The sequence below is a fragment of the Teichococcus deserti genome (assembly GCF_001982615.1).
GTDB classification, from domain to species: domain Bacteria; phylum Pseudomonadota; class Alphaproteobacteria; order Acetobacterales; family Acetobacteraceae; genus Pseudoroseomonas; species Pseudoroseomonas deserti.
Genome location: NZ_MLCO01000148.1, coordinates 1 through 3460 on the forward strand (window position 1 = coordinate 1; position 3460 = coordinate 3460).

3 protein-coding genes are annotated in these 3460 nt (G+C 72.9%); 2 read left to right on the forward strand and 1 reads right to left on the reverse strand.

From position 1 onward, the window contains the following. Positions 1-39: 39 nt before the first annotated feature. Positions 40-393: a superantigen-like protein SSL4 gene (locus BKE38_RS15415; protein WP_076958186.1), complete on the reverse strand. Its 354-nt coding sequence runs from the start codon at positions 391-393 to the stop codon at positions 40-42. A gap of 164 nt (positions 394-557) precedes the next feature. Here BKE38_RS15415 and BKE38_RS15420 point away from each other — a divergent pair, with 164 nt between their 5' ends. Both BKE38_RS15420 and BKE38_RS15425 read left to right on the forward strand, forming a co-directional pair. After that, on the forward strand, positions 558-2432 hold the full coding sequence (locus BKE38_RS15420) for an ABC-F family ATP-binding cassette domain-containing protein (RefSeq protein WP_076958187.1): 1875 nt from the start codon (positions 558-560) through the stop codon (positions 2430-2432). A gap of 137 nt (positions 2433-2569) precedes the next feature. Beyond that, positions 2570-3460 (forward strand): Bug family tripartite tricarboxylate transporter substrate binding protein (locus BKE38_RS15425; protein ID WP_076958188.1); only part of this gene is annotated, 891 nt, incomplete at its 3' end.

Here is a 3460-nt window from a genome sequence, read left to right on the forward strand (position 1 = left end):
TACTTTGTCGTCGGTGGGACGTCACAGCGCCACCCGGGATCAACCCGCGTAGGTGCGTCGGCAGCGTCGGATGGGTATAAGAGACAGGACCGAAGGCAGCGGCGGCGCCGTGGGGTCCGGCGTCTCCAGCGGCGAGAGCGATCCGGCCGTCGGCGGTGCGCCCACCGGTTCCTGGGTCTGCGGCAGCGGCGGGCCGTCGGACGAGGGTTCGAACACCACCGCGACCCCTTCGCGGCCGAAGGGTTCCGCGATCCGCTTCGGCTGCGGCCAGAGCAGCAGCGCCAGGCCGATCGCCAGGTGCAGCGCCAGCGAGATGGCGGCCGCCCAGCCCAGCCGCCGGCGCGCCTTCGCGCCCCGCGGTCCCAGCAGCGGGATGGCGGCGGTCAGGCTCATGCGGCGCGGGGGCTCTCGGGCAAGGCGACACCTGAAGAAGGACGGACGGGCCGGACTCTAGGGCGCCACCCCGCCCGCCACCAGGGCCACCCCCGCGGGCCGCGCATGACGAAGCGTGACGACATGCTTTCCGACGGGGCGCGATCTGCTCTAAACGACCGCGCATGACCGTTCTCGCCATCCGTGACCTGACCATCCGCATCGCCGGCCGCCCCCTGCTGGAGGGTGCCGACCTGATGGTCGATCCCGGCCGCAAGATCGGGCTGGTCGGCCGCAACGGCGCCGGCAAGTCGACCATGCTGCGCGCCATCACCGGCCAGCTGGCGCCCGATGGCGGCGAGATCCGCCTGGCCGCCCGCGCCCGCATGACCCATGTGGCGCAGGAGGCCCCGGGCGGCCCGACCAGCCTGATCGACACGGTGCTGGCCGCCGACACCGAGCGGCATGCGCTGCTCCAGGAGGTGGAAAGCCAGCACGACGCCGCCCGCATCGGCGAGATTCATGACCGGCTGATCGCCATCCGCGCCGACAGCGCGCCGGCCCGCGCCGCCACCGTGCTCTCGGGCCTGGGCTTCGACGCGGCGGCGCAGCTGCGCCCGGTGAGCGAGTTCTCCGGCGGCTGGCGGATGCGCGTGGCGCTGGCCAGCGCGCTCTTCCTCGAGCCCGACCTGCTGCTGCTGGACGAGCCGACCAACCATCTCGACCTCGAGGCCACCATCTGGCTGGAGGGCTGGCTGGCCCGCTTCCCCGGCGCCGCCCTGGTGGTCAGCCATGACCGCGGGCTGCTGGAGCGCGGCGTCGATTCCATCGCCCATCTCGACCAGCGCAAGATCAGCGTCTATCCGGGCAACTACAACAACTTCGTCCGCATCCGCACCGAGCGGGCGGCGCAGCAGGTCGCCCAGAACGAGAAGATCGCGGCGCAGCGGGCGCATATGCAGGCCTTCGTCGACCGCTTCCGCGCCAAGGCGACCAAGGCCCGCCAGGCGCAGTCGCGGCTGAAGGCGCTGGAAAAGCTGCCCGCGATCGAGGCGGTGGTCGAGGACCACGTCACCCGCTTCGCCTTCCCAGAGCCCGCCGAGCTGCCGCCGCCGATCCTGGCGCTCGCCCGTGCCGATGTCGGCTACGACAGCCGCACGATCCTCGGCAATCTCGACCTGCGCCTCGACCAGGAGGACCGCATCGCGCTCCTCGGCGCCAATGGCAATGGCAAGTCGACATTGGCAAAACTGATCGCCGGCCGGCTCGACCCCTTCCGCGGCGAGGTCAAGCGCGCCCCCCGCCTGAAGGTCGGCTATTTCGCCCAGCACCAGACGGAGGAGCTGAACCTCGCCGGCACCCCGCTGAGCCACATGCAGGACGCCCTCGGCCCCAAGGCGACCGAGACCCAGTGCCGCGCCCAGCTGGCCCGCTTCGGCCTGGACGAGGAGCGCGCGACCACCGTCATTTCCTCCCTCTCCGGTGGCGAGAAGGGGCGGCTGCTGCTGGCGCTCTGCACCCGCGAGGCGCCGCAGCTGCTGATCCTCGACGAGCCGACCAACCACCTCGACATCGACGCGCGCGAGGCCCTGGTGCGGGCGCTGGCCGACTACCGCGGCGCCGTGGTGCTGATCACCCACGACCCGCATCTGGTGGAGCTCGCCGCCGACAAGCTCTGGCTGGTGGGCGAGGGCAAGGTCACCCCCTTCGACGGCGACCTCGACGACTACCGGCAATACCTGGCCGAGCGCAGCCGCGCCGCCCGCCAGGCCGGGTCGCCCGCGAAAGAGAAGCCGCGCGACGACCGCCGCGAACGTGCCGAGGCCCGCGCCGCCCTCGCCCCCCTCCGCGAGCGCGTCACCCAGATCGAGGCCGACATGGCCCGCATGCAGCGCGAGGCCGAGCTGATCGCCAGCAAGCTGGCCGACCCCGCGACGCATGAGCGCTTCAAGCCCTCGGAAATCGCCAAGGTCACCCAGAAGCACGGCTTCCTCACCAAGCAGATCGCGACGCTGGAAGAGGAATGGCTGGAGCTGCAGGAAAAGCTCGAAGCGGCCTGAGGGAAGAGAAGACTCCGGGGGGATCGTATCCCCCCGGACCCCGCCTTCTGTTGGCGCCTCAACTCAGAGGCGGGACTCGGCTTGACCTCGCCGCCACATCGGGCGACCTAGACGCCCCACGATCCCGAGGGTGCCCCATGCTCACGCGCCGCCTTGCCATGGCCGCAGGCCTCGCCATGCCGGCCGCGGCGCGCGCCCAGGCATCGCCGCTGCGCATCATCGTCCCGGCACCGCCCGGCGGGTCGACCGACATCCTGGCGCGTGCCCTGGGCGAGCGCGCCGCCGCCGCCCTCGGCCAGCCGGTCGCCATCGACAACCGCGCCGGCGCCGGCGGCGTCGTCGGCGCCGAGGCCGCGGCCAAGGCGGCGCCGGACGGCAACACCCTGGTGCTCGGCCACAACCAGACCCATGCCAGCAACCAGGCGATGATGCCCCGCCTGCCCTACCGCGTGATCGAAAGCTTCGCCCCCGTCGCCCGGCTGGCCACCGTCCCCCACGCCCTGGTCGTGGCGAAGGATTCGCCGGACCCGACGCTGGCCGCCCTGATCGCCCGTGGCCGCGGCGGCGCGACGCTGACCTACGCCTCCTCCCAGGCGGGATCGGCCAGCCATATCCTGGGCGAGACCCTGGTGCGGCGCGCCGGGCTGAAGGCGCAGCACGCCCCCTATCGCGGCGCCGGGGCGGCGGCCGACGACACCGCCGCCGGCTATGTCGATTTCTATGTCGCGACCTACCCCTCGGTCGCGCCGCTGGTGCGCGAGGGCAAGCTGCGCATCCTCGCCATCGGCACCCCCGAGCGCCTGGCCGAGATCGCGGACGTCCCCACCGCCGCCGAGGCCGGCGCCCCCTATCTGGCGATCGATGCCTGGTTCGGCCTCTTCGCCCCCGGCGGCACCGCCCCCGGCCGGGTCGAGCGCATCGCCCAGGCCATCCTGGCCGCCCTCGCCGAACCCACCATGCAGTCCCGCCTGGCCGCCGCCGGCTTCACCCCGGCCCCCGTCCCTTATACCCACCTGACGCTGCCGACC

Excerpts from the sequence above, each read along its gene's own strand:
- BKE38_RS15415 (WP_076958186.1), bottom strand. The coding sequence starts at position 393 with ATGAGCCTGACCGCCGCCATCCCGCTGCTGGGACCGCGGGGCGCGAAG.
- BKE38_RS15420 (WP_076958187.1), top strand. The coding sequence starts at position 558 with ATGACCGTTCTCGCCATCCGTGACCTGACCATCCGCATCGCCGGCCGC.